At 65.7% G+C, this 20,591-nt stretch carries 17 protein-coding genes; 4 read left to right on the forward strand and 13 right to left on the reverse strand.

Annotation, left to right across the window (positions count from 1 at the left end; all coding sequences use genetic code 11):
- Positions 1 to 90 precede the first annotated feature (90 nt).
- Positions 91 to 222 carry a PA1414 family protein gene (locus JLK41_RS25450; RefSeq protein WP_256663112.1) on the forward strand — a complete coding sequence of 44 codons (132 nt, stop codon included), beginning with the start codon at positions 91 to 93 and terminating at the stop codon, positions 220 to 222.
- A gap of 18 nt (positions 223 to 240) precedes the next feature.
- On the opposite strand, the gene JLK41_RS09710 is transcribed toward JLK41_RS25450, so the two are convergent.
- The 10 genes from JLK41_RS09710 to JLK41_RS09755 form a co-directional block, all read right to left on the reverse strand.
- The gene (locus JLK41_RS09710; protein WP_152488446.1) at positions 241 to 972 is read right to left on the reverse strand and encodes an MBL fold metallo-hydrolase; all 732 of its coding nucleotides are present in this window, start codon (positions 970 to 972) and stop codon (positions 241 to 243) included.
- Positions 973 to 1,064: 92 nt separating this feature from the next.
- Positions 1,065 to 2,405 (reverse strand): purine-cytosine permease family protein, encoded by a 1,341-nt coding sequence (locus JLK41_RS09715; RefSeq protein WP_210390915.1) that lies wholly within the window; start codon positions 2,403 to 2,405, stop codon positions 1,065 to 1,067.
- Between the two features lie 222 nt (positions 2,406 to 2,627).
- Positions 2,628 to 4,235: a 5-guanidino-2-oxopentanoate decarboxylase gene (locus JLK41_RS09720; protein ID WP_210390916.1), complete on the reverse strand. Its 1,608-nt coding sequence runs from the start codon at positions 4,233 to 4,235 to the stop codon at positions 2,628 to 2,630.
- 16 nt (positions 4,236 to 4,251) lie between these two features.
- Positions 4,252 to 5,646, reverse strand: coding sequence for a YjiH family protein (locus JLK41_RS09725; protein WP_152488449.1), 1,395 nt, complete (start codon positions 5,644 to 5,646; stop codon positions 4,252 to 4,254).
- Positions 5,647 to 5,712: 66 nt separating this feature from the next.
- Positions 5,713 to 6,672 carry an agmatinase gene (speB, locus tag JLK41_RS09730; RefSeq protein WP_037053439.1) on the reverse strand — a complete coding sequence of 320 codons (960 nt, stop codon included), beginning with the start codon at positions 6,670 to 6,672 and terminating at the stop codon, positions 5,713 to 5,715.
- Between the two features lie 159 nt (positions 6,673 to 6,831).
- Positions 6,832 to 7,554: a class II aldolase/adducin family protein gene (locus tag JLK41_RS09735; RefSeq protein WP_210390917.1), complete on the reverse strand. Its 723-nt coding sequence runs from the start codon at positions 7,552 to 7,554 to the stop codon at positions 6,832 to 6,834.
- The gene (locus tag JLK41_RS09740) at positions 7,551 to 9,065 is read right to left on the reverse strand and encodes an amino acid ABC transporter permease/ATP-binding protein (protein WP_210390918.1); all 1,515 of its coding nucleotides are present in this window, start codon (positions 9,063 to 9,065) and stop codon (positions 7,551 to 7,553) included. The genes JLK41_RS09735 and JLK41_RS09740 overlap by 4 nt, the downstream gene beginning before the upstream one ends.
- A gap of 48 nt (positions 9,066 to 9,113) precedes the next feature.
- Positions 9,114 to 9,914 carry an ABC transporter substrate-binding protein gene (locus JLK41_RS09745; RefSeq protein WP_047584812.1) on the reverse strand — a complete coding sequence of 267 codons (801 nt, stop codon included), beginning with the start codon at positions 9,912 to 9,914 and terminating at the stop codon, positions 9,114 to 9,116.
- A 42-nt stretch (positions 9,915 to 9,956) separates the two neighbouring features.
- Positions 9,957 to 10,991 (reverse strand): isopenicillin N synthase family dioxygenase, encoded by a 1,035-nt coding sequence (locus JLK41_RS09750; protein WP_210390919.1) that lies wholly within the window; start codon positions 10,989 to 10,991, stop codon positions 9,957 to 9,959.
- 9 nt (positions 10,992 to 11,000) lie between these two features.
- Positions 11,001 to 11,843, reverse strand: coding sequence for a sugar phosphate isomerase/epimerase family protein (locus JLK41_RS09755; RefSeq protein ID WP_037053427.1), 843 nt, complete (start codon positions 11,841 to 11,843; stop codon positions 11,001 to 11,003).
- A 246-nt stretch (positions 11,844 to 12,089) separates the two neighbouring features.
- On the opposite strand from JLK41_RS09755, the gene JLK41_RS09760 reads away from it, so the two are divergent.
- The 3 genes from JLK41_RS09760 (at position 12,090) to JLK41_RS09770 (ending at position 15,333) form a co-directional block, all read left to right on the forward strand.
- Complete coding sequence (locus JLK41_RS09760; protein ID WP_175253589.1) at positions 12,090 to 12,983, forward strand: LysR family transcriptional regulator; 894 nt, start codon at positions 12,090 to 12,092, stop codon at positions 12,981 to 12,983.
- A 118-nt stretch (positions 12,984 to 13,101) separates the two neighbouring features.
- Positions 13,102 to 14,667: a methyl-accepting chemotaxis protein gene (locus tag JLK41_RS09765; RefSeq protein ID WP_210390920.1), complete on the forward strand. Its 1,566-nt coding sequence runs from the start codon at positions 13,102 to 13,104 to the stop codon at positions 14,665 to 14,667.
- A 72-nt stretch (positions 14,668 to 14,739) separates the two neighbouring features.
- Positions 14,740 to 15,333 carry a tRNA-uridine aminocarboxypropyltransferase gene (locus JLK41_RS09770; protein ID WP_210390921.1) on the forward strand — a complete coding sequence of 198 codons (594 nt, stop codon included), beginning with the start codon at positions 14,740 to 14,742 and terminating at the stop codon, positions 15,331 to 15,333.
- An 87-nt stretch (positions 15,334 to 15,420) separates the two neighbouring features.
- Here the strand turns inward: JLK41_RS09770 and JLK41_RS09775 are convergent, their stop codons facing one another.
- The 3 genes from JLK41_RS09775 to JLK41_RS09785 are packed head-to-tail and all read right to left on the reverse strand — an operon-like array spanning position 15,421 to position 20,329.
- On the reverse strand, positions 15,421 to 16,779 hold the full coding sequence (locus tag JLK41_RS09775) for an HlyD family type I secretion periplasmic adaptor subunit (protein WP_150609190.1): 1,359 nt from the start codon (positions 16,777 to 16,779) through the stop codon (positions 15,421 to 15,423).
- Between the two features lie 12 nt (positions 16,780 to 16,791).
- Positions 16,792 to 18,951, reverse strand: coding sequence for a type I secretion system permease/ATPase (locus JLK41_RS09780; RefSeq protein WP_134677990.1), 2,160 nt, complete (start codon positions 18,949 to 18,951; stop codon positions 16,792 to 16,794).
- A gap of 22 nt (positions 18,952 to 18,973) precedes the next feature.
- Positions 18,974 to 20,329: a TolC family outer membrane protein gene (locus JLK41_RS09785; protein ID WP_047585354.1), complete on the reverse strand. Its 1,356-nt coding sequence runs from the start codon at positions 20,327 to 20,329 to the stop codon at positions 18,974 to 18,976.
- Between the last annotated feature and the right edge of the window lie 262 nt (positions 20,330 to 20,591).

Below are 20,591 nucleotides of genomic sequence, written 5' to 3' on the forward strand. Positions count from 1 at the left end.
GGCCCTGGTTGAAATCCACCTTGCCAGGCCTAATCTCATAGGAGAGCACGCCAGCGTGCTCTCCCATCTACTTGGCAGGAGGTCGTACCCATGCTCGCCAAGCTGCAAGAACAACTGCATACCTTGCTGCAGGCCCTTGGCCTCATCCCGCAACCTCAGCCGATTCGCATCAGCGAGGCCGAGCAGGAGCGCCTGCGTCGCGAGGCACGTCAGCGCCGCTGATTGCGGCGTCCGAGCGCATCAGGCGAGCCGGTGGGCGTCGAACCAGGCGTCGATCAGCTCGCGCATGCGTTCGCCGGAGAAACTCGCGAAATGTCCGCCATGCACGCTGCGCACCGGTAGGTCGCGCAGGCGCATCAGGCTGTGTGCGTAGTCTTCCAGGTTGGAATGGTAGGCATCCTCGATCAGCGGGCCGTCGTAGAGGATGTCGCCGGAAAACAGCGTCTGCGTCCTCGCTTCCCACAGGCTGATGCCGCCCGGCGAATGACCGGGCGTATGCAGCACCTGCAACACCCTGTCGCCCAGATCCACAACGTCGCCATCCTCGATCAGACGAGTAGCCGGCGCGGCGCGCACACGGTACTCGGCGTAGCACAGCGGGCAATCCGGATGCGCCTCGAACATGTCGTCGCCGACGAAGTCGGTGGCCAGCGTATTGGCGCCGTCCGGTGCGGCGAGGATGTCCGCCTCGGCCGGATGCACCAGACGCTCGCTGAACTCGTGATGTCCGGCGATATGGTCGAAGTGGCAGTGACTGGCCACCGCCAGCAGCGGCTTCTCGGTCAGCCAGGGCAACTGCTCGCGCAGGCTGACCAGGCCGGAGCCGGAGTCGATCAGCACATCATGCTCGCGCCCCTGCACGTGCCACATGTTGCAGCGGTAGAAGGGACGCACGTAGGGTTCGTGGATCAGGCAGATGCCGTCGTGGCGGTGTTCCACCTCGAACCAGCGGTCGCGACTGACGATTTTCATGGCGGGAAACGTGCCTCGTTGGCGGGTTGCACCCGCCCTACAGGTTGGTATGACGAGTAGGGCGGGTGCAACCCGCCACGACATTCATCACGCTACGCCAGTTGCGTGCGAGGCACCAGCAGCCAGCGGCGCAGCACGGCATAGCTGGCGGCGGTGATCAGGAACACCGGCAGCGATGCCCCCCAGGCCAGCGGCGAGACCCAGCCCCAGTAGTAGGCCAGCACGGCGCCGAAGCCGTAGGCGACGAAGGCGGCGGGGTTGAAACCCGCCAGGTAACGGTAGCGGCCGCCATCCTCGCTGAGCAGTTCGTCCACCGCGTAGTCGCCCTTGTGGATCAGGAAGTAGTCGGCGATCAGCACGGCGAAGACGGGGATGAACACACTGCCGATCACCAGCAGGAAGTTCTGGAAGTTGTCGAGAATGCCGGGGATCTGCGAGCCGAGGATCGACAGCACGCCGATGCACAGCGCCGGTTTCCAGAACGGGGTCTTCGGGCTGATGTTGAGGTACGACAGCGAGGCGCTGTAGACGCACATGACGTTGGTGGTCATCACCGAGAGGAACACCACGATGGCCGCCGGCAGACCGAAGCCGAAGCCGGCGAGCAGCACGGCGGGGTCGTAGGTCTGTTCCATGCCGGTCATCACCGAGAAGCCCGATACGGTGGCGCCCAGGCCCATGGCCAGCAGGGTGGCGAGCACGTAGCCGACCCAGGTGCCGGCGCCGGCCACGCCCTGGCTGCGGCAGTTGCGGTTGTAGTCGGCTGCCAGCGGAATCCAGGAGAAGGCGGTGGCGATGACGATATCGAAGGCGATCCCCAGGGTGATGTCGTTGCGCGGCTCGGCCGGCATGGCCAGGAGGCTGGCGAACTCGAACTTCTGCCCCATCACGTAGAACACCGCGCCTGCCAGCAACAGCATGCCGATGGCCGCCCAGCGCTCGACCCGCTCGATGCCCAGGTGGCCGCGCAGGGCGATCAGCAGCACCAGGGTTTCACAGAGGATGGTGAACAGCGGCAGGTTGGAGTAGCCGGTCAGGTGCTCCACGGCGTAGTTCAGGCTCATGCCTGCCAGCAGTGCCTGGATCCAGCTCCAGGCCAGCAGGGTCAGCAGATTGACCAGCGAGGGCAGCTTGGCGCCCTGCGAGCCATAGCTGCCGCGCGCCAGGACCATGGTGGTGAGGCCGCTGCGCTGGCCCATCAGGCCGACCAGTACCAGCGGCAGAATGCCAAGCCCCGAGCCGACCAGCACGATCAGCATGGCCTGGCTGAACGGCAGGTCGGGCACCAGCAGCATGCCGGTGAGGATGGTGGTGACCACGACGTTGGCGCCCAGCCACAAGGCGATGGTGCCACCGAGGCCGAGGCTGCGGTGGCTGGCGTCGGTGGGGGCGAGGCCATCCTGGCCGAAATGCTGGCTTAGGTTCTTGAACATGGAATGACTCCCCGGTGCTTGATTATTGGTGTTGGTAGGGTGGCAGTCAGTGAGGAAACGCAATCTTCTTGTTATGTCCGTGGCCCGGATGCAAGCGGGGCCGCGGATTGGCTCAATCGGGCAGGGCGGATGAGGCCTTTCTCATCCGCCGTTGCAGTAGTTGGATGGACCCTACGCAGCGGTCGCATTCTGCAGGAGCGGCTTCAGCCGCGATCGATCCGCTCAGGGGTGAAAGGGCGCTGCCTCCTGCACTTCGATGATCAGCGGGCGGTCTGCCGGCGCGCTGCGCAGCAGCTCGGCCAGGTGCGCGTGGTCACGGGCGCGCTCGGCGGCGCAACCGAAGCCCCGGGCGATGGCCAGCAGGTCAGGGGTGTAGATGTCGACGCCGATCGGCTCGATGTCACGGCGCTCCATGTAGCGCTTGATCTCGCCGTAACCGGCGTTGTTCCACAGCAGCACGATGATGCCGACGCCGGCTTCCACGGCGCTGGCCAGTTCGGGCAGGGTGAACTGGATGCCACCGTCGCCCATCAGGCTGATCACCGGGCGGCTCGGCTCGGCCAGCTTGGCGCCGATGGCCGCCGGCAGGCCGTAGCCCAGGGTGCCGTAGCCGGTGGAGGAGTTGAACCAGCGCCGCGCGCCGTCCAGTTCCACCAGGTGGTTGCCGCTGTACACCGTCTGCGTCGAGTCGCCGACGAAGCGCGCCTCGGGCAGGGCCTGCAGCAGCGTCGCGAACAGCTGGCGGTAGTGCGTCCAGCCGCTGAAATCGTCGTTCAGGCGGGCCTGCACGGCCAGGGCGCGGCGAGCGCCGGGGCTGCCGGGGTCGGCCTCGCGTGGGTTGAACTCGGCCAGCAGCATGCGCATGGCCACTCGCGCATCGCCCTGAATGGCCAGGTGCGGGGTGAAGTTGCGGTGCAGCTGCTGGGCGTCGATGTCGACGCGGATCAGGCGGCCCGGCAGGCGGAAGTCGCCATCGAACACCACATCGTAGTCGGTTTCGCCCAGCTCGGTGCCGATGGCCACGACCACATCGGCTTCCAGCGCCAGGTCGCGTACCGGACGCAGCGACTGGTTGCTGCCGAGCAGCAGCGGATGGCCAGGCGGCAGCAGCCCCTTGGCGTTGATGGTCAGGGCCGTCGGTGCATCCAGGGCGGCGGCCAGGGCGCGGGCCTCGGCCTCGGCCTCGGCGGCGACGCAGCCGCCACCGAGCAGCAGCAGCGGACGCTCGGCTTGCTTGAGCAACCCGGCGGCTTCGCGGATCAGCGTGCGGTTGGGCGCCGGACGGCGCACCACCGGACGTGGGGCCAGGGCCATGTGCGAGGCGTCGGCGGTGATGATGTCCAGTGGCAGCTCGATGTGTACCGGGCGTGGCCGCTCGCCCTCGAACACCGAGAAGGCCCGGGCCAGTACACCGGGCAGTTCCTCGACGCTCATCAGCGTGTGGCTGAAGGCGCTGACACCCGCGGTCATCGCCTGCTGGTCGGGCAGCTCGTGCAGGTAGCCCTTGCCCAGGCCGAGGCGCTCGCGCTCGTTGACGCTGGAAATCACCAGCATCGGAATCGAGTCGGCATAGGCCTGGCCCATGGCGGTGAGGATGTTGGTCATCCCCGGACCGGTGATGATGAAGCACACCCCCGGCTTGCCCGAGACGCGCGCATAGCCGTCGGCCATGAAACCCGCGCCCTGTTCGTGGCGCGGCGTGATGTGGCGGATGCCGCTGCCGGGCAGGCCGCGATACAGCTCGACGGTGTGAACACCGGGGATGCCGAACACGGTGTCGACACCCCAGGCCTGGAGCTGCTTGACGAGAAACTCACCGCAGGTGGTCATGCTCTCTCCTTGTGGCTTAGCCGACGATCCAGTGCGCCATCAGGGCGATGATCGGCAGGGTGATCAGGGTACGCAGGACGAAGATGACGAACAGCTCCAGCAGGCTCAGCGGCAGCTTGGCCTTGAGGATCAGCACGCCGACCTCGGACATGTAGATCAGCTGGGTCAGCGAGATGCAGGCGACCACGAAGCGGGTCAGCTCGCTCTCGATGCCCTTGCCCAGCACCGCCGGCAGGAACATGTCGGCGAAGCCTACCAGCAGGGCCGGCGCGGCCTTGGCCGCTTCCGGCAGTTGCAGGGCTTCGAGCAGCGGCACCAGCGGGTAGGACAGCCAGTTGAAGATCGGAGTGAACTCGGCGATGGCCAGCGACAGGGTGCCGATGGCCATCACCAGCGGCAGCAGGCCGAGCCAGATGTCGACCACGTTGTGCACGCCGATGCGTACCATCTGCAGCGGCGACGGGTTGGCGTTGGCGCGACGCACGGCCTGGGCCAGACCCCAGCGCAGCAGCGAGGTGCCCGCCGGGACTTCCTCGCGGATCTGCTTGCCGACACCGGCGACGTATTCTTCCTTCTTCCACGACAGCGGCGGAATGCGCGGGGTGATGATCGCCGCCGCCAGGCCAGCCACCACCACGGTGAGGTAGAAGGGCACGAACAGGTGGTCGAGCTTCATGAAACTGGTGATCAGCAGGCTGAAGGCGATCGAGGCGATGGAGAAGTTGGTGGCGATCACCGCTGCTTCGCGAGCGCTGTAGAAGCCCTTCTGGTACTGCTGCGCGGTGATCAGCACGCCGACGGTGCCGGAACCGAGCCAACTGGCGATGGCGTCGATGGCCGAGCGCCCCGGCAGACCGAAGATCTTGCGGAACACGTTGCGCACCAGGGTGCCGCAGAATTCCATCAGGCCGTAGTCGGTAAGCAGCGGCAGGATCAGCCCGGCCACCAGGAAGAAGGTGATCAGCACCGGCGCCAGGTCCTTGAGCACCACGCCCCCGGTGTTGGCGCCCCAGACCCATTCAGGGCCGAACTGCCAGAAGGTCATCGCCGCGAACAGCGCACCGAGCACACGCAGGCCGAGCCACAGCGGCGGCAGGTTGAACAGTTCGTTGAGCGCCGGGCGCTGGGTCAGCCAGCGTGGCTTGAACAGGCTGCCGAGCAGGCCGAGCGCGGCGGATGCCAGCAGCAGGGCGGTGGCGATGGCCGGCAGGTGGTCGTTGAACGCCGCCTTGAGCGCATCGGCCATCACGCCGAGGCCGATGGTGACCTTTTCCTCGTAGACGATGGGGGTGAGAAACAGCAGTACGCCAAGCAGCGAGGGGATCAGGAAGATCAGCAGCTGACGCAGGCTGAAGGGCGTGCTCGCGCCGGGTTGGTCGTCGAGCAGGGGCATGGATTCATCATGATTCATGGCAGGCATCCGAATTGTTGTTGTATGGATGTTCCGGGTGCCGTCGAGGGCACCCGGATTCGGCGATCAGCGTTTTGTGACGCCAGGCATCACGCAGAGCATTTCGTAAAGCAGGTTGGCACCGAGCAGCGAGGTGTTGCCGGTGGTGTCGTAAGGCGGGGAGACCTCCACCAGGTCCGCGCCGATCAGCTCCAGGCCCTCGCAGCCACGGATGATCTCCATGGCCTGGATGGTGGTCAGACCGCCGATTTCCGGGGTGCCGGTGCCCGGCGCCCAGGCCGGGTCGATGCCGTCGATATCGAACGACAGGTAGACCGGGCCGCCGCCGACCTTTTCCCGCACTTCGGCCATCAGCGGAGCCAGCGACTGGTGCCAGCATTCTTCGGCCTGCACCACGCGGAAGCCCTGCTTGCGGCTCCAGTTGAAGTCCTCGGCGGTGTAACCCTGGGCACGCAGGCCGATCTGCACCACGCGCTGGCTGTCGAGCAGGCCTTCTTCCTGGGCGCGGCGGAAGGTGGTGCCATGGGCGATCTTCTCGCCGAACATGTGGTCGTTGACATCGGCATGGGCGTCGATGTGGACCAGGCCGATCTTGCCGTACTTCTTGTGCAGCGCCCGCAGGATCGGCAGGGTGATGGTGTGGTCGCCGCCAAGGGTCAGCGGCGTGATGCCGAGCTCGACGATCTCGTCGTAGGCCTCTTCGATGATGCGCACGGCGTCGAGCAGGTTGAAGGTGTTGATCGCCACGTCACCGATATCGGCCACGTTGATCGAGTCGAACGGTGCGGCACCGGTGGCCATGTTGTACGGGCGGATCATCACCGACTGGGCGCGGATCTCGCGCGGGCCGAAGCGGGTACCGGAGCGCAGCGAGGTGCCGATGTCCAGCGGTACGCCGATGAAGGCGGCGTCCAGCTGGCGCTTTTCCTCGACGCTCTGGATGTGCGGCAGACGCATCATGGTGGCGATGCCGCCGAAGCGTGGCATTTCGTTGCCACCCAGGGGCTGGTGGAGTTTCTTGTCCATGGGAGGGCCTCAGGCTTGTTCTGGTTGTGGCGGGATTCTTGGCCGGCCAGGTGTCGGGAAGAATCGGCAGGGGCAAAAACTTACTTCAGGATTGTCTGAAGTAAGTGCCTGACTCCCCGATTCATGGGGGTTTGGCTGCACCCGGACGACGGTGATGCGTCAGTCGCGGTATCCGGGATCGAGGCGATCGAGCTTGCGCAGCCAGGCCTGCCACAGCAGCTGGCGCTGCCATTCGGCGCCTTGCAACTGTTCGCAGGCGTGGCGCGACAGCGGCTCCGCGATCTCGCTGCAGGCCTGGCCGCCGCCGGTGCTGGCGAGCTGGATTTCGCAGGCACGGTTCAGGTAGTACATGACATAGAAGGCATCGGCGACGCTGGCGCCGACGCTGAGCAGGCCGTGGTGGCGCAGCACCAGGGCGATGTTGTCGCCCAGCGAGCGCTGGATGCGGCTGCGTTCGTCCAGGTCCAGCGCCACGCCTTCGTAGGCGTGGTAGCCCAGGCGCTGGTGGAATTCGGTGCTGATCTGGTTGAGTTGCAACAGGCCGGCATCCTGCGCGGCAATGGCCATGCCCGCCAGGGTGTGGGTGTGGATCACGCAATGGGCGTCGTCACGGGCCATGTGCACGGCACTGTGAATGGTGAAGCCGGCGACGTTGTAGTCGGCGTTGCCCTCGACCACCTTGCCCTGCATGTCCACCACGATCAGGTCGCTGGCGCGGACCTCCTCGAAGAACAGGCCGAAGGGATTGATCAGAAAGCGCGGTTCTCCGCTGCCGGGCAGGCGTACGGAAAAGTGCGTGTAGAGGGTGTCGTCCCAGCCAAAGAGGGCGGCCAGGCGATAGGCCGCGGCGAGGTCGCGGCGCAGGGTGGCGATATCGTTCATGCGTTCTCCAGGCCGATGAATCGGCGTACGCGCGGGTGGTCGCCGGTGCGGATGGCAGCGGGCGAGGCGTCGAGCTGAACGTGACCGTCTTCCATGAACAGCACGCGGTCGGAGATGGACAGGGCGAAGTCCATCTCGTGGGTGACGATGAGCATGGTCATGCCTTCGCGGGCCAGGTCGCGGATCACCGCCAGCACGTCACCGACCAGCTCCGGGTCGAGTGCCGAGGTGGGTTCGTCGAAGAGCATCACCTGCGGTTTCATCGCCAGCGCGCGGGCGATGGCCACGCGTTGCTGCTGGCCACCGGACAACTGGTGCGGGTACTTGTCGGCATGGGCCAGCAGGCCGACCTTGTCGAGCAGGGCCAGCGCCTGCCTGCGCAGTTCGACGCGAGTGCCCAGGCCGTGATGGAGCGGGGCGAGCATGACGTTGTCGGCGATGGTGCGGTGCGGGAACAGGTTGAAGTTCTGGAACACCATGCCGATGCGTCGCACGCCGGCGCGCTGGCGACGATTGTCCGGGCGGTCGCCGGCCTGGATGAAGCTCTCGCCGAACAGCACGATTTCGCCTTCATCGATGCTTTCCAGGCCGTTGATGGTGCGGATCAGCGAGGTCTTGCCGGAGCCGGAGGGACCGATGATGGAGAGGACCTCGCCAGGCTGGACGCTCAGGTCGATGCCCTTGAGCACGTGATGATTGCCGTAGTGTTTGTGGATGTTGCTCAGGTGCAGCGCCGCCGGAGTACCGGGCGTCCGGGGCTGGACCTCGCGGCTGGCGGCCGCCGGCAGGTCGCGACGCAGGCCGGCCAGCTGCTCCTCGCCGAGGGTGCCCGGCTTGCGTCTGGCGAGGTCGAGATGCCGCTCGAGGTACTGCAGGCCCCAGCCGAACAGGCTGACGATCAGCACGTAGTACACGGCTACCGCGCCCAGGGTTTCCAGCACCAGGAAGTTCTGCGCATAGAGGCGCTGGCCGACCAGCAGCAATTCGCTGAGCGAGATCACCGAGACCAGCGAGGTCAGTTTGACGATGGTGACGTACTCGTTGGTCAGGGTCGGCAGGGCGATACGGAACGCCTGCGGCACCACGATCAGGCGCTGTGCGCCGAGACGACCGATGCCCAGTGCGCGAGCCGCTTCGCGTTGGCCCTTGGCCACCGAGAGCAGGCCGCCCCGGTGGATTTCCGCCATGTAGGCCGCCTCGGTCAGGACCAGGGCGATCAGGCCGGCATAGAAGGGGTTGGACAACAGCTTGCCGCTGGCGGGCACCAGCTGTGGCAGGTTGTAGACGAAGATCAGCAGCACCAGCAGCGGCACGCTGCGAAAGAACCAGACGTAGAGCGATGCCGGTGCGCTGAGCCAGCGGCTGGCAGCCTGTTTGGCACTGGCCAGGGCGAAGCCCAGCAGCAGGCCGATCAGCCAGGCCAGGCTGCTGAGTTTCACCACCGTCCAGCATGCCGCCCAGAAGGCCGGCATGGAAAACAGGGAGAAGAAATAGCTCCATTCGAACGGCATGTGTCATCTCCGGTGCGCCACAGGCGGCTTGCCGCCTGTGGCTGTTTCTCAGGCTTCTTCCAGGTTGTATTTCTTCAGCAGCGCGCTGTACTCGCCACTGGCCTTGAAGTCGTCCAGCGCGGCTTTCAGCGCGTCGAGCAGCTGGGCGTTGCCCTTCTTCACGTAGATGCCCAGCACCTGCGGATAGATCGCACTGCTGGAGCTGATGGCGATGCGGCCCTTGGCGCGCTCGACGATGCGCAAGGAGGCTGCGTCGATCTCCAGGTGCGCCTGGATGTGGCCGGAGAGCAGGGCCTGGGTGGTTTCCGCGGTGGTCGGGTACTGGTTGATGGTGATGGCGGCGGCGCCTTGCTCCTTGCAGTAACCGTCGGAGACCTTCTGCAGTGCCGGAATCCACGAGGTGCCCTGCTGCAGGCCGACGGTCAGGCCGCAGAGGTCTTCGGGGGTGGCCGGCTTCTTCTCGGCGTCGCTGCGCACCATGATCGCCGCGCCGGTCTTGGCGTAGGGAATGGCGTCGGCCTTTTCCAGGCGTTCTGGAAGGATGTACATGCCGGAGATGATGGTGTCGAAGCGGCCCGCGTCGAGACCGAGGATCAGGTTGGGGAAGCTGATGTCACTGAAGCTCGCTTCCAGGCCCAGGTGTCTGGCCAGGGCAGCGGACACTTCCGGGTCGAAGCCCAGTACCTTGTCGCCTTCGTAGTACTCGAACGGTGGGTAGGAAATCTCCATGCCTACCTTCAGTTCGCCACTGGACAGGGTCTTGGGTGCTTCGGCGGCCTGGCTCAGGCCGCTGGCGAGGGTGCACGCGAGGGCCAGGAGGGTGGTGCGCAGCGGGTTGCGGATTGCCATTGTGGTTATCTCCGGATCAGGTGTTGGGTTGGCAGGGGGAAATCACAGCGCGCTCGGCTGGTGCTTCAGATGGCCGAAGCTGGACGGGCGACGGGCGCGTTCGGGCAGCTGCAGCTGGCCGTCCTCGACGCGCTTCTTCAGGTATTGGTAGGTCTGCAGCGCCTGGCTCCACATGTGCTCGCCGATGCTGATGGTCTCGTAGGCCTGGCCGGCTGACTCGAACTGCGGCAACGGGCGGATCTGAGTGTGGTAGTCGCAGGCATAGAAGAAGGGGAAGGAGTAGCGCTCCTGGCTGACCTTGCGCACGCGGTGCGAGGTGGCGACGAAGGTGCCGGCACTCATGACTTCGAGCATGTCACCGATGTTGACCACGAAGGTGCCCGGCTTCGGCGGTGCGTCGATCCACTGGCCGAGGTCGTTCATCACTTCCAGCCCTGGGCGGTCGGCGAGCAGGATGGTGAAGCACTCGTAATCGGTATGCGCACCGATACCGGGAGCGTCCTGCGCTTCGCCATCGTAGGGATAGTGGATCAGGCGCAGCTTCGATGGCGGGAAGTTGGCCATCTCGTCGAAGGTGTTCTCCGGCAGGCCCAGGGCCAGGGCGAAACCGCGGAACAGGGTGCGGCCGAGCTGGAAGATGCGCGCATAGTAGGCCTGCACGGCCTCCCTGAAACCGGGCAGGGTGGGCCAGTGGTTCGGCCCCAGCAGCGGCGTGCCGGCCAGTACCAGCGGATTGTCGGCCGGGACTTCGAAGCCGATGTCGAAGGCTTCCTTGTGGTCGGGCTTGCCGACGCTGTAGCGCTCCTCGCCCTCGGGCACGAAGCCCTTGTGACTGTCCGAGGCGCCGATGTAATGGCGCATCTTGTCGTCCAGGCTCTGGGCGAAGTAGGCCTCGGCCGCCTGGTGCAGGCCATCGATGAGCGACTGCTCGATGCCGTGCCCGCTGATGTAGAGGAAGCCCACCTGGCGTGCCGCACGGCCCAGTTCTGCGGCCACGGCGTTGCGCTCGGCAGGGTCGCCGCTGAACAGGCCGGCGATGTCGACCACGGGAATTTCGGTGAAGTGCTTGCTGGTCATGGTGAGCCCTCAGCGGCTGGTGAAACGGTGGAAGTGCTGGCGCTCGCAGCGCGCCATCCACTGGTTGAGCTGCCACAGGTCGGCCACCGGCACGTCGGTGAACGGCAGGTGGTGCAGGTAGCCGTCGGGGCCGAATTCGGGGGTCAGCGTGGTGACCTGGCGGCCGCGCTGCTCCTGGCTGCGCCAGATGCGCTCCCAGTGGCGCTGATGGAAGGCGAGGTGCTCGGCGTATTCCGGTGCGCCCGGATGCGGCACCTGCGGCCCCTGGTCGTAGCCGACGCGGGCCTGGATATGGTCGACCCGCTCGACGAAGGCCGAGAGGTCATCGGCGGGGTCGTCGAGCAGACGCTCGCAGGTCACCAGCCAGTGGCTGATGTCGCTGGTGAAGCGCAGTTCGGGTACCTGGCGAATCACTTCGAGGGTGACCCAGGGGCTGTACAGCGAGCGCCCCCGGTGAATCTCGAAGCAGACATGCAGGTCGCTGGCGTCTGCCAGTTCGACGGCGCGGGCGAAGAAGTCGACCTGTTCGCCGAGTGCCCAGCGGTCGTTGCCGGGCAGCACGTTGACCAGGCGCGGGCCGAGTTCGGCGGCCCAGTCGAGCTTCATGCGCAGGTCTTCCAGGTGTACCTGCGGGCTGTCGCTCTGCCGCGGCAGTACGGGCGTGGAGGTGAACAGGGTGGCGATGTAGGGGGCGTCGTTGTCCCGCAGGATGCGGGCATTGGCGCTGCGCTGCGCGGCGGTTTCGGGAATTCGCGCCTCGAGGCCGTCGAAGCCGGCGCTGAACGCTTCGTCGAGCGCTTGTTGCCAACTGCCGCGATAGCCCCAGAGGGAGCGGAAGATATCCAGTCGCATGGCCGTCTCCTGGAGAGGGCGAGGGTCTGCGGCAGATTGGCAAGGGGCGTGAGTCGTGCCCGGTGGCGTCCGATTCGAGCCGGCGCCTGGTTATGGGCCGCATTGTTTGCCCAGGGCTCGGCTCGGTTAAATCGTTGCGAGCAAAAAATCAGTTCAGCAATCGCTGAACTAATGGGCTGTCATCGCGGATGTGTCTGGACGGCGCAGGACGCTACACTGTCCGCCCACCGACTGCCGTAGCCGCCCATGTCCTTCGCCTTGCCCGACCTGAAACTGCTGAAGATCTTCGTCGCCGTGGTCCGTCACCAGGGCTTCGCTGCCGCGCAGCAGGAGCTGAATCTCTCCACGTCGGCCATCAGCACTTACATGAGTCAGCTGGAAAGTCAGCTGGGCATCGTGCTCTGTCATCGTGGGCGTGGTGGTTTCAGCCTGACCAGCAAGGGCGAGCTGTTCCATCAGGAGACCTTGCGCCTGCTCGGGGAACTGGAAGGGTTCGAACGCTACTCGGCGGCGCTCAAGGGCGAGCTGCGCGGCACCCTCAATCTCGGCGTGTTGGACTCCACCGTCAGCGATCCGGCGCTGCCGCTGGCCGAAGTGATCGGGGCCTACAGCCAGGAGCACCCCGCCGTGCACCTGCACCTGTCGGTGATGAGTCCGTACGAGCTGCAGCTAGCGGTGCTGGACAACCGCCTCGACCTGGCCATCGGTGCCTTCTCCACACGCATGAACGGGCTGGTCTACCAGCCGCTGTACCGCGAGCAGCACTGGCTGTATTGCAGCGAGCGGCATGCGCTGTTCGGCCAGCGGCGCATTCCGGTGGAGCTGATCACCCAGCAGCGCATGGTGGGCCGTGGCTACTGGAGCCAGGCCGAGCTGGCGCGGCATGGCTTCAAGCACAGTGCCGCGACGGTGGAGTCGATGGAGGCGCAGCTGATCCTGGTGCTGTCCGGGGCCTATATCGGCTACCTGCCGGAGCACTATGCCCAGCACTGGGTCGAGCAGAATCAGCTGCGGGTTCTGTCACCGGCGACCTTCGGCTATCAGGCACCTTTCTCGCTGATCCTGCGCCGGGGTCGTACGCGCGAGCCGCTGATCCAGACGTTTCGTGATCTGTTGAAGACGCAACTGAATCAGATCTGAAACAGGGTCGCCTCTATTCTCCGAAAGACGTAGAAACCACACCTGGCGCAGGGATTTCGCTGTGCTAGTACTTATTCATACGTCTGTACCAACTTCCAACGCGAACAGGGATGCCTCGATGCGCCAGAACCTACCCGTGACCCAGCGGGAAAGAACTTTCCCTGCTGAAGAACGCCTGATTTCCACGACCGATCTCAGCAGCAAGATCACCTACTGCAACGATGCCTTCGTCGAGATCAGCGGTTTCACCCGGGAGGAGCTGATCGGTCAGCCGCACAACCTGGTGCGCCATCCGGACATGCCGCCAGGCGTCTTCGGGCACATGTGGGACACCATCAAGCAGGGCAAGCCGTGGATGGGCATCGTCAAGAATCGCGCGAAGAACGGCGATTACTACTGGGTCAGTGCCTATGTCACGCCGATCTACGAGAACGGTCGGGTGTCCGGTTACGAGTCGGTGCGTTCGGTGCCGAGCGAGATGCAGAAGCGCCGGGCGGAGAAGCTCTATGCCCGTCTGCGCTCGGGCAAGCCGCCGGTTTCCGCGCTCGAGTACTGGACCTACGACCTGGTGCGTTCCTGGCCGCTGATCCTGGCTGCGGCCCTGATGCTGGCGGCCCACTGGGTGTTGTCGGGATTCTGGCTGATGGGCTTCGTCATCGTCACCCTGTTCGCCCTCGGCGCCTATCAGCTGTACAGCAAGCGGCAGTTGATCCGGCGCACGCTGGCCGAGCATCCCAAGGCCTTCACCAGTGCCCTGGTGGCGCTGACCTACAGCGACAACCGCGGTGCCCAGGCGTTGCTGGACATGGCGATGATCAGCGAGGAAGCGCGCCTGCAGACGGCGCTCACGCGGCTGGAAGACGCCGGGGTGAACGTCAAGAAGCGGGCGTCGCAGTCGGCCGAACTGTCGCGCTCCAGCTCGCAGCTGCTCGACCAGCAGCGGGCCGAGACGGATCAGTCGGCGACCGCCATCAACCAGATGGCCGCGACCATTCAGGAGGTCGCGCACAATGTGCAGAGCACCTCGCATGCCGCCGAGGAGGCCGATCGCCTGGCGCGCGAGGGGCGTGATCTGGCGGTGGGGAGCCTGGAGTCCATGCGCCAGATGGCCAAGGCGGTGAGCGATATCGGCCAGGCGGTCAACGAACTGGCCAACTCCACTCAGTCCATTGGCAGCGTGGCCGATGTGATCACGTCGATCGCCGAACAGACCAACCTGCTGGCGCTCAACGCGGCCATCGAGGCGGCCCGGGCCGGGGAGCAGGGGCGCGGGTTCGCCGTGGTGGCCGATGAGGTGCGTTCGCTGGCCTCGCGCACGCGGCAGTCCACCGAGCAGATTCACCAGATCATTTCCGGCTTGCGTGCGGGAGCCGAGCGCGCGGTGGTGACGGCGGGCAAGGGCGAAGACATTTCCCGTGGCAGCGTGCAGAGCGTGGAGTCGGTGCGCGATGCGCTGGAGGGCATCAGCTCCGCCGTCACGCGCATCACCGGGATGAGCCAGCAGATGGCCGCCGCTTCCGAGCAACAGAGCCACGTCGCCGACGATATCAGCCGACAGATCACGCGGATCGCGCAGCTGTCGGATCACAGTGCCGGCCAGGCCCACCAGGGCGCGTCCATCAGCCTCGAGCTGGAGCAGATGGCCGACTACCTGCACAGCCTGGCGGAGCGCTTCAACCGCTGAGCGAGAGGCCGCGTGCAGCCCGGTATGCATCCGGGCTGCGCGGCGCGTGGCGTTCATGGCACACTGCGCGGCATGCCCCGTCCAACCTGCTCCCGCTGCCAGCGCCCGCTCGGCCATTGCCTGTGCGCGCTGATTCCTGATCTCGACAGCCGTACGCGCGTGCTCATCCTGCAGCACCCGAGCGAGGCTGGCCACGCCCTCAACACCGCACGCCTGGCGGCACTCGGCCTGGCCAATGCCGAACTGCGCGTGGGCGAGGTCTTCGGCGATCTGCCGCAGTGGCTGGCACAGCCCGGTTACCGGGCCTGCCTGCTGTTTCCCGGCGACGATGCCGTGGCGCTGACCGCCTATGCACCCGCTGAGCAGCCGCTGCTGCTGGTGGTGCCCGACGGCACCTGGCGCAAGGCACGCAAGCTGCTGCACCTCAATCCGCTGCTGGCCGGCTTGCCACGGGTGAGCCTGGGCAGCGTCGCGCCGTCACGCTATCGCCTGCGCAAGGCACCGGGAGAGGGGGCGTTGTCGACCGTGGAGGCGATCGTCGCGGCGCTGGACGCGCTGGAGGCACCGCAGCGTTTCGAGGCGCTGCTGAAGCCCTTCGATGCGCTGATCGACGGGCAGATCGCCGCGATGGGCGACGAGGTCTTTACCCGCAACCATCTGCGTTAGGTCTGAGCGGTTAGCCTCTGCCCGGATGCTGTCGGGGGACGTTGCCGCTCGGCCCCGGATTGCATCCGGGCTACGTGAATGTGGGGCTCAGCGCTCGCGCATGGCTTCGGAGCGGGCCTTCAGCACCGGTTTGAGCAGGTAGGCCAGCACGCTTTTCTCGCCGGTGATGATGTCCACGCTGGCAACCATGCCGGGGATGATCAGCAGCGGGTTCTCGTCGCTGCCCAGGTGGCTCTTCTCGGTACGCACCTGGATCAGGTAGAAGCTGTTGCCTTCCTCGTCAGTGATGGTGTCGGCGCTGATCAGCTCCAGGTTGGCCTTGAGCCCGCCGTAGATGGTGTAGTCGTAGGCCGTGAACTTGACCATGGCCTTCTGCCCCGGGTGGAGGAAGGCGACATCCTGCGGCCGTACCTTGGCCTCGATCAGCAGGCTGTCGTCCAGCGGCACGATCTCCAGCATGTCGCTACCGGGCTGCACCACGCCGCCGATGGTGTTGACCTTGAGCTGCTTGATCACCCCGCGCACCGGTGAGGTCACCGTGGTGCGGGTGACCTTGTCCTGGATCGCGACGCTGGTGGCATTGATCTTCTGCAGCTCGGTGCGCACCTCGTTGAGCTCCTTGAACGCCTCGGAGCGAAAGGCCAGCTGCGACTCCTGCATCTTGCTCTTGATCTCCGCCATGGCCGCTTCGGCGCGTGGAATGGCCAGGTTGGTCGCTTCCAGGGCGCCACGTTGTTCCACCAGACTGCGGCGCAGGCGCAGCAGCTCCACCTGCGAGATGGCGCCCGAGGCCACCAGTGGCTGCGACATGTTCAGTTCCTGTTGCAGCAGGCCCAGGCTGGAGCGGTACTGCTGGGCCTTGGAGCGGAACTCGGCAAGCTCCTGCTCCTTCTGCCGGTACTGCTCGCCGAGCGTGCGCTGCTCGCTCTCCAGGCGCTGCTGGCGCGAGCGGTACAGCGCCAGTTCGTCCTCGGCGAGCTGCGGAGCGTCGCGGCTTACCTCTTCCGGCAATGCCGGGGCGCGGCCCTCGGCTTCGGCGGTGAGGCGTTCGATGCGTGCGATCAGGGCCAGGCGGTCGGCTTCGGTCTCGCCCTGGTTGGAGAGAAACCGGGTGTCATCGAGGCGCAGCAGCGTGTCGCCCTTGTTCACCACCTGGCCTTCGCGGACGAATATCTCGCTGACGATGCCGCCCTCCAGGTTCTGGATCACCTGCACCTTGCTCGACGGGATGGCCTTGCCCTGACCGGTGGTGACTTCCTCCAGCACGGCGAAGTGTGCCCAGACCAGTGCCGCCAGCAGGCAGGCGCAGACCGACCATACGGTGAGCCGCGTCAGCCAGGGCGAGTCCTCGAGAATGGCGCCTTCCACTTCCGGCATGAACTCGGTGTCCTGGCGCTTTTCGCGCAGGCTGCCGAGATAGTTGCCGAGATTCTGCGTCGCTTGCATCGCGGGTCGCTCCTACAGGCTGGCCGGGCCGACGCGGCCCTTGCGCAGGGCTTCGATCACCGACTCCTTCGGTCCATCCGCCACGACCCGGCCGTTGTCCAGGACCGCGAGGCGTTCGACCAGGCTGAGCATGGAGGCACGGTGGGTGATGATGATCAGCGTCTTGCCCTGCACATAGGGCTGCAGACGCTGGCGCAGCAGGTCTTCGCTGGTGTTGTCCATGGCGCTGGTGGGCTCGTCCAGTACCAGGATCGGCGGATCGAGGAGCAGGGCGCGAGCCAGCAGCACCGCCTGGCGCTGGCCGCCGGAGAGCAGTTGCCCGCGCTCGCCGACGGGGCGGTCGAAGCCCTGGGGATGCTGGCGGGCGAGTTCGACCACGCCGGTCAGCTCCGCCACTTCGAGCATGCGCGAATCGTCGACGTAGCGCGCGCCCAGAGTCAGGTTGTCACGCAGGCTGCCAGCCAGCAGCGGCAGGTCATGGGACACGTAGCCGATCTGGTGGCGCAGGTCGGCGACATCGAGCTGGCGCAGGTCGAGGTTGTCCAGGAGGATCTGCCCCTCGTCCGCGCTGTAGAAGGCCATCAGCAGACGGGCGAGGGTGCTCTTGCCCGAACCGCTGCGGCCGATGATGCCGAGGCGCTCGCCGGCGCCGAGGCGCAGGCTGACGTTGTTCAGGGCCGGCGCACTCTGCCCCGGGTAGGTGAAGCTGATCTGGCGCAGCTCCAGTGCCCCCTTGAGCTGGGTGCGGTCCAGCGGGCGCTGCTTCTCCTGGCGTTCCTGCGGCAGGGCCATCAGCGCGTCGGTGCTGGTCATGGTCAGGCGCGCCTGCTGGTAGCGGGTGATCAGCCCGGCGATCTGCCCCAGCGGCGAGAGAATGCGACTGCCGAGCATGTAGCAGGCCACCAGCGCACCGACGCTGAGGTTGCCGGCGATGATCAGGTACACCCCGCCAACTATGGTGGCCATGCCGGCGAACTGTTGCAGGAACAGCGTACCGTTGGTGGCCAGCGCGGCGAGGAACTTGGCGTGAGCGTCCAGACGGGTGAGGGCGCCGTGGGTCTGCTCCCACTGATGCTGGCGTTCGCTCTCGGCGCTGCAGGCCTTGAGCATCTCCAGGCCGCCCAGGGTCTCGATCAGCAGCGCCTGGCGCTGCGAGCCGAGTTGCAGGCTCTTCTGCACCGTGTCGCGCAGGCGTGCCTGGATGATGAAGGCGAACAGCGCGGTCAGCGGGAACGCCAGCATCGGGATGAATACCAGGGGGCCGCCGATCAGGCCGATCACCAGCAGCATCAGCAGAGAGAAGGGCAGGTCGATCAGGCTGGTCAGCGTCACGGCGGTGAGGAAGTCGCGCAGCCCCTGGAAGTCGTGGATGCTCTGGGCGAAGCCGCCGACGGTGGCCGGCCTGGCTTTCATCGACATGCCGGTGATGCGCTCGAACAGGGTGGCCGAGAGCACCACGTCGGTCTTCTTGCCGGCCGTGTCCAGCAGGTGGGCGCGCAACACCTTGAGCAGCAGCTCGAAGCCGGTGCCGATCAACAGGCCGATGGCCAGGACCCAGAGCGTCGCGGTGGCCTGGTTGGGCACCACGCGATCGTAGGTCTGCATGACGAACAGCGGCACCATCAGGCCCAGCAGGTTGATCAGCAGACTGGCCAGCACGGCGTCCGTATAGAGCCAGCGTGACAGTTTCAGGGTGTCGCGGAACCAGGCCTCGATGCGCGGCACCAGCGGGGTGCGGGCTTCTTCCAGCTCATGCCGCGGGCGGGCGAAGAACGCCTGGCCGCTGTACTCGGCGGCCAGTTGTTCGCGGCTGACCCACTGTTCGCCGCCATCCGTCTCGCAGGGCAGGATCTGCGCCTGCTGCTTCGGCCCCCACTGGCGCAGCACGGCGCTGCGGCCGTCCTTGAGCAACAGCAGCACCGGCAGGCTGAGCGGCGAGATGCTGGCCAGCTTGCGCTGCAGCAGACGCCCCTGCAGGCCGGCCCGCGCCGCAGCGCGCGGCAGCAGGTCGGCACTCAGGCGCTGTTCCGGCAGGGGCAAGCCTGCACTCAGCGTGCCGCGGCTGACGGAGCAGCCATGCAGCCTGCAGAGAATCAGCAGGCCATCGAGCAGGGGATCATCGTGGCTGAGCCGCGGATCGCTGGCCGGTCCTGGCCGTTCCATGGTGGTCATCTACTACTCCTGCCGGTACGGCTTACTTCATTTCTGGCAGGCGCGCCTCGCTCTTCACCTCGGTGAGGGCTACCGCTTCCGCCGGGACCACGACCTGCTGCTGACGCAGCAGATCACCCATCGCTGCAACGACGCGATACATCGAGAACTCTTCGCCATAGCGCACTTCCGTGTAGCGGCGGTTGGCCGTGAACAGTTCGTTCTCGCTGTCGAGCAGGTCGAGCAAGGTGCGCTGTCCCAGGCTGAACTGTTGTTGATAGGCCTCGCGTACACGTGCGGTGTAATCGGCGTAGTCACGTGCCTTGGGGGTTTGCAGGCGCGCGTTTTCCATGGCGTTCCAGGCCAGCGAGAGGTTCTCGTTGAGCACCCGCAGCGCGTTGTTGCGAATGTCCATCGACTCGTTGATCTGGTGCGCGGCGGATTGCAGGCGGGCCTTGTCGCGCATGCCGTTGAACAGGTTGTAATTCATCACCACGGCGGCCCGCCAGGTGCTGTAGTGGCCTTCGTCACCCTGCACGTTGTCGTCGGCCGAGGTGGCCAGCTCCACGTCGAAGCGCGGGTAGAACGGCGACTTGGCGACTTCGTACTGCTTCTCGGCGGCCTGGACGTCGGCTTGTGCCGATTTCAGGAAGGGGTTGTTGTCCATCACCGTCTGCCGGGCTGCGAGCAGGTCTTCCGGCATGTTGCCCTTGATCGTGGCGGGCGACTCTAGCTGATCCGGCAGACGACCGACCGCGCTGAAGAAGTTGGCTTCGGCGTCGGCCAGGTTGACCTCCTCGGTATAGAGGTTGTTCTGCGCCAGAGCCAGACGGGCTTCGGACTGGTCGAGGTCGGCGGTGCTGCCGACACCCTGACGGCTGCGCAGTCCGATCTGGTCGTTGATGCGCTGGTGCGCCTGCAGGTTGTTGCGCGCCAGGGAGACCATCTCGCGGCGCATCAGCACATCCAGGTAGACCTCGACGGTACGCAGGGCGAGGCTTTCGGAGGTGCCCAGCAAGCGATAGGCGCGGGAGTTGACCACGGCCTCGGTACGGGCGACTTCATTGGGCGTGTTGAAACCGTCGAACAGCATCTGCCGCAGGCGCAGCTCCGCGTTGCGGTAGTTGAGAGTTTCCGTGTTGTGGTCGCCCAGGGCGCGGGTGCTGGGGCTGTCGGTGTTCTGCCGGCCGTAGCCGACCAGCAGATCGACGGTCGGCAGGTAGCCGCCCTTGGCGAATTTCACATCCTCATCCGATGCCAGGCGGTTGTTGGTCGCGGCGTGAATCTCCGGATGGTTGTCCAGCGTGCTCTGGATCGCTTCCGTGAGGTTCATGGCGTATGCCTGACTGCAGACCGTCGCCAAAAGCATGGCGCTCCATAGAGGGGTTAGGGTGCGCATTGGCGTTTCTCCTTACTGAAGTTCTTATCCTGTCGCCATAAAAATGGCGTTTTGTCCTGTCAAACCGTTTCAGGCTTGTAACATCAGAGCTAAGAACAACTTTCGAAGAACCTAAGAAGATTTTTTCACAACCCCTATTCGGAAAAAATCTTATGAAGTCTGCGAAAAGCAGCACATTGTTTGAAGGTGCTAGCGGCGCAAGTGCTCATTTTTCGTGGGTTGCGCAGCTGCAGTGAGCAGTCAGGCATCAAAAATCGGGGAT

It is taken from the genome of Ectopseudomonas khazarica, from assembly GCF_017915135.1.
In the GTDB taxonomy this organism is placed as follows: domain Bacteria; phylum Pseudomonadota; class Gammaproteobacteria; order Pseudomonadales; family Pseudomonadaceae; genus Aquipseudomonas; species Aquipseudomonas khazarica.

Excerpts from the sequence above, each read along its gene's own strand:
- JLK41_RS09710 (WP_152488446.1), bottom strand. The coding sequence starts at position 972 with ATGAAAATCGTCAGTCGCGACCGCTGGTTCGAGGTGGAACACCGCCAC.
- JLK41_RS09765 (WP_210390920.1), top strand. The coding sequence starts at position 13,102 with ATGCGCCAGAACCTACCCGTGACCCAGCGGGAAAGAACTTTCCCTGCT.
- JLK41_RS09740 (WP_210390918.1), bottom strand. The coding sequence starts at position 9,065 with ATGCCGTTCGAATGGAGCTATTTCTTCTCCCTGTTTTCCATGCCGGCC.
- JLK41_RS09745 (WP_047584812.1), bottom strand. The coding sequence starts at position 9,914 with ATGGCAATCCGCAACCCGCTGCGCACCACCCTCCTGGCCCTCGCGTGC.
- JLK41_RS09770 (WP_210390921.1), top strand. The coding sequence starts at position 14,740 with ATGCCCCGTCCAACCTGCTCCCGCTGCCAGCGCCCGCTCGGCCATTGC.
- JLK41_RS25450 (WP_256663112.1), top strand. The coding sequence starts at position 91 with ATGCTCGCCAAGCTGCAAGAACAACTGCATACCTTGCTGCAGGCCCTT.
- JLK41_RS09785 (WP_047585354.1), bottom strand. The coding sequence starts at position 20,329 with ATGCGCACCCTAACCCCTCTATGGAGCGCCATGCTTTTGGCGACGGTC.
- JLK41_RS09780 (WP_134677990.1), bottom strand. The coding sequence starts at position 18,951 with ATGACCACCATGGAACGGCCAGGACCGGCCAGCGATCCGCGGCTCAGC.
- JLK41_RS09715 (WP_210390915.1), bottom strand. The coding sequence starts at position 2,405 with ATGTTCAAGAACCTAAGCCAGCATTTCGGCCAGGATGGCCTCGCCCCC.
- JLK41_RS09775 (WP_150609190.1), bottom strand. The coding sequence starts at position 16,779 with ATGCAAGCGACGCAGAATCTCGGCAACTATCTCGGCAGCCTGCGCGAA.
- JLK41_RS09720 (WP_210390916.1), bottom strand. The coding sequence starts at position 4,235 with ATGACCACCTGCGGTGAGTTTCTCGTCAAGCAGCTCCAGGCCTGGGGT.
- JLK41_RS09760 (WP_175253589.1), top strand. The coding sequence starts at position 12,090 with ATGTCCTTCGCCTTGCCCGACCTGAAACTGCTGAAGATCTTCGTCGCC.
- speB (WP_037053439.1), bottom strand. The coding sequence starts at position 6,672 with ATGGACAAGAAACTCCACCAGCCCCTGGGTGGCAACGAAATGCCACGC.
- JLK41_RS09755 (WP_037053427.1), bottom strand. The coding sequence starts at position 11,843 with ATGCGACTGGATATCTTCCGCTCCCTCTGGGGCTATCGCGGCAGTTGG.
- JLK41_RS09725 (WP_152488449.1), bottom strand. The coding sequence starts at position 5,646 with ATGAATCATGATGAATCCATGCCCCTGCTCGACGACCAACCCGGCGCG.
- JLK41_RS09735 (WP_210390917.1), bottom strand. The coding sequence starts at position 7,554 with ATGAACGATATCGCCACCCTGCGCCGCGACCTCGCCGCGGCCTATCGC.
- JLK41_RS09750 (WP_210390919.1), bottom strand. The coding sequence starts at position 10,991 with ATGACCAGCAAGCACTTCACCGAAATTCCCGTGGTCGACATCGCCGGC.